Raw genomic sequence first — 3,350 nt, 5'->3', positions numbered from 1 at the left:
TGATACACAGGTACTCCACATTCCCGGCTTCCACCTCTTTCATCATTGCCAGAAATCCGGGACGGTCAAATAATGAGGTGTGATAGCGATAGCGGCAAAAAGCTAATAAAATCAATGGTTTTGCGGACAGCGGATAGACAGGGAATGTGTTAAAAACTGAATACGCACACAAGCGGCGTTACCTTAACCCCTTTTGGGGAGAAAGTAACGCCGTTTTTTTATGCCCGCAGGAAAGGAGGCGCAGCCGGAATGTATTTCACAAAGGGCAAGCAGCGGGCGTTTGAACTGATCATGCAGCAGAAGCCGGGATTTGACCGCTATCAATCCGGTTGTGCCGGAGATGATGAAGATTGCGGTACTTGCCGTTTCTACCGCCCACAATGGAAATATGAGTTTTGCGTTTTCAAAGAGTGTCCCTATTGCCCCGGCAAAAGGACGCGGAAAACGCACGCCAGCATGGACAAATAGACGGGCAAAAGCCCTTGTGCCATGCGGCTTTGCAGACGCGAAAACGGCAAAGGGCATATTGCAATACCAAAACAGCCGAAAACGGCTTTCTAATTGTCCACGCATACCAAGAGAGGAAGTGAGGAAATATGGCAGTTTTCAGAGTGGAGCGAAATACGGGATATACCGTTATGAGCAACCACCACTTGCGAAACAAGGAATTGTCCTTAAAGGCAAAGGGCTTGTTGTCGCAAATGCTTTCGCTGCCCGAAGATTGGGATTATACCCTTGCGGGCTTATCCCATATCAACCGGGAGAAGATCGACGCAATCCGCGAAGCGGTAAAGGAACTCGAAAAAGCCGGATATATCGTGCGCAGCCGGGAGCGCGACGAAAAGGGACGCTTGCGGGGCGCAGATTACGTCATATACGAGCAGCCGCAGCCGCGAGAGCCGGAAGCAGCTACCAGCGGCGGACAGCCGCCTATATTGGATTTACCTACATTGGAAAATCCAACATTGGATAATCCAACGTTGGAAAAACCTACGCAGGAAAAACCTACGTTGGAAAATCCAACGCAATTAAATAAAGATATATCAAGTAAAGAACAATCAATTACTGATCTATCAAGTACCCATTCCATTCCTTTCCATTCCCTAAATCCCTTGCCTTATGAGCAGGACGAAGCGGCTGCGCCGCCGGAAAGGAAAAGAACGGAAGCGAAAACAAACAGTGCAATAGAGATTTATCGGGAAATCATCAAAGAAAACATCGACTATGACATTCTCATTCAAGACCCCAAAATGGATAAAGACCGTTTGGACGAGATTGTAGAAATCATGCTGGAAACCGTCTGCACAGCCCGAAAGACAATCCGTATCGCCGGGGACGACTACCCCGCCGAACTTGTCAAATCAAAGTTTATGAAGCTGAACAGCAGCCACGTTGAGTTTGTTTTGGACTGCATGAGGGAGAACACAACCAAAATCCGCAACATCAAGCAGTATCTAAAAGCGGTGCTGTTCAACGCGCCGAGTACCATTGACAGCTACTATACCGCCCTTGTCAATCACGACTTTTACGGCAGCAAATGAGCATAGCCGCAGTTTACCGGGAAAGGAGTTGATACCTTGCAGGAGGAAGTAACCCAAAAAACGATTGCCCTATCCGTCAACGTGGGAAAAGGCGCGGCAAGGCTTACCGAACAGGCGTTACAGAAAGCAATCAAGAAGTTTTTGGAGCAGAAAAGCAAAGCACCGCATGGGAAACAGACCATGCGGCAGCTTATGAAGCAAAATGCGGGGGTTTCCAACATCGAGATCACCGACAGCAATATCAAAGCCTTTGAGAGTACCGCGAAGAAATACAACATAGATTTTTCGCTGAAAAAGGTTAAGGGCGAACAGACCCGTTACCTTGTGTTTTTCAAAGGCAGGGACGCGGACGTTATGACCGCAGCGTTTCAAGAGTTTTCCGCAAAGAAGCTGAACAGGGATAAAAAGCCCTCTATCCGCAAAGCCCTTGCCGCAGCAAAGGACAAGGCGAAGCAGCTTAACGCCGCCCGCGACAAGGTAAAGAAAATAGACAGGGGGCGCGAGATATGAAGCAGATAAACTACAAAAAGCTGATAATCCCGAATATCCCGTATGTGTTCTTTGTCTATCTCTTTGATAAGGTGGGACAGGCGGTGCGGCTTGCCCCCGGCGCGGATATTTCCGAAAAGATACTCAATATCACACAGGGATTTTCCGAAGCGTTTTCAAATGCCTTGCCGAGCGTTCACCCGTTGGATTTGCTTATTGGCATTGTGGGCGCGGTGGTTATCCGTCTGATTGTCTATTTCAAAGGGAAAAATGCCCGCAAATACCGCAAGGGCGCAGAATACGGCAGCGCACGTTGGGGCAACGCCGAAGATATAAAGCCCTATATCGACCCGGATTTTCAGAACAACATCATTTTGACGCAGACCGAACGCCTTACCATGAACAGCCGCCCGAAGCAGCCGAAATACGCGAGAAATAAAAACGTCGTGGTGATCGGCGGCAGCGGCAGCGGCAAGACAAGGTTTTTCGTAAAGCCTAATTTAATGCAGCTTCATTCTTCCTACGTCTTGACCGACCCGAAAGGCACCGTCCTAATCGAGTGCGGAAAGCTGCTGCAACGGGCAGGCTACCGCATTAAGGTACTGAACACGATAAACTTTCGGAAAAGTATGCACTATAACCCCTTTGTCTATATCCGCAGCGAAAAGGACGTGTTAAAGGTTGTCAATACCCTTATCGTCAATACCAAAGGCGAGGGAGAAAAGAGCGCGGAAGATTTTTGGGTGAAAGCCGAGAGGTTACTATATTGCGCGTTGATCGGCTACATTTGGTATGAAGCCCCCGCCGAGGAAATGAACTTTACAACGCTGCTTGAACTTATCAATGCAAGCGAAGCACGCGAGGACGACGAGGAATACCAAAGCCCCGTTGATCTGCTCTTTGCCGATTTGGAAGAACGCAGCCCCGACCATTTCGCGGTAAAGCAATATAAAAAATACAAATTGGCGGCGGGTGTTGTATGCTCTAAAAGACTTCTTAATCAAGCGGTTGGGAAGTCTCTTAGAACACACAACCTAAAACCGAAGAAAGGAGCGCAAGTTATGAGAAAAAACGAGAAAATCACTGCTCTGTACGAACGACTGAGCCGTGATGACTTTGGCAAAGATGATGACCAGCAGCGTGAGAGCAACTCCATATCCAATCAAAAAGCAATGTTGGAGGAGTTCGCCGCACGGCAGGGTTTTACAAACATTGTCCATTTCACGGACGATGGCATTAGCGGCACCTGCTTTGACCGTCCCGGATTTTTAGCAATGATGAAAGAAGTGGAAGCCGGGAATGTGGAGTACCTGTGTATCA

The 3,350-nt window shown here is 48.4% G+C and carries 3 protein-coding genes and 1 pseudogene; all 4 read left to right on the top strand.

Annotated features, from left to right (window positions below; genetic code table 11):
- Positions 1 to 249: 249 nt before the first annotated feature.
- A pseudogene (locus HMPREF1546_RS01640) lies at positions 250 to 438 on the top strand (hypothetical protein); the annotation flags it as partial.
- 158 nt (positions 439 to 596) lie between these two features.
- The gene (locus HMPREF1546_RS01635) at positions 597 to 1,541 is read left to right on the top strand and encodes a DUF6017 domain-containing protein (RefSeq protein ID WP_021748558.1); all 945 of its coding nucleotides are present in this window, start codon (positions 597 to 599) and stop codon (positions 1,539 to 1,541) included.
- Positions 1,542 to 1,577: 36 nt separating this feature from the next.
- Positions 1,578 to 2,051 carry a PcfB family protein gene (locus HMPREF1546_RS01630; RefSeq protein ID WP_006775667.1) on the top strand — a complete coding sequence of 158 codons (474 nt, stop codon included), beginning with the start codon at positions 1,578 to 1,580 and terminating at the stop codon, positions 2,049 to 2,051.
- Positions 2,048 to 3,350, top strand: a 1,303-nt coding sequence (locus tag HMPREF1546_RS01625) for a type IV secretory system conjugative DNA transfer family protein (RefSeq protein WP_021751622.1), incomplete at its 3' end; no start/stop codon positions are given. The genes HMPREF1546_RS01630 and HMPREF1546_RS01625, both read left to right, overlap by 4 nt.

The sequence above is a fragment of the Oscillibacter sp. KLE 1745 genome (assembly GCF_000469445.2).
GTDB lineage: Bacteria > Bacillota > Clostridia > Oscillospirales > Oscillospiraceae > Oscillibacter > Oscillibacter welbionis.
The sequence above is the reverse complement of the archived record's forward strand: the minus strand, read 5'-3'. Positions and strand labels throughout refer to the sequence as shown.